This is a genomic window from Vibrio genomosp. F10 str. 9ZD137 (genome assembly GCF_049974785.1).
In the GTDB taxonomy this organism is placed as follows: domain Bacteria; phylum Pseudomonadota; class Gammaproteobacteria; order Enterobacterales; family Vibrionaceae; genus Vibrio.
In genome coordinates this window covers 1-386 of record NZ_JBNGCJ010000691.1, presented here as the reverse complement: position 1 = coordinate 386, position 386 = coordinate 1, and the positions used below count along the sequence as shown (strand labels likewise).

Annotated in this window: 1 protein-coding gene; it reads left to right on the top strand. The window is 49.0% G+C overall.

Annotation, left to right across the window (positions count from 1 at the left end):
* Window positions 1–386: aromatic amino acid lyase (locus ACP45E_RS16565; RefSeq protein ID WP_158008388.1), on the top strand; the 386-nt coding region annotated here is incomplete at both ends.

The following is a 386-nucleotide window of genomic DNA, read 5'->3' as shown; positions in this document are numbered from 1 at the left end:
CTCTTCCGATCTTTCTGTAATACGTTTATCGGTGATTAATGCGTTGATTAAGCTGGTCAACGCTCAAGTCTACCCTTGTGTTCCTCAAAAAGGCTCTGTCGGTGCATCGGGCGACTTGGCTCCTTTAGCGCACATGAGCACAATATTGCTCGGTGAAGGTGAAGCAAGGCACAATGGTAAAATTATTTCCGGTCTTGAAGCCTTAGCCATTGCAGGTATCACACCGATTACCCTAGCGCCTAAAGAAGGTCTCGCTCTTTTAAACGGCACACAGGCTTCTACCGCATTCGCTCTCGAAGGTTTGTTTGTGGCAGAAGATCTGTTTGCTTCAGCAACCGTATGCGGAGCCATGACTGTCGAAGCCGCTTTAGGAAGCAGACGCCCCT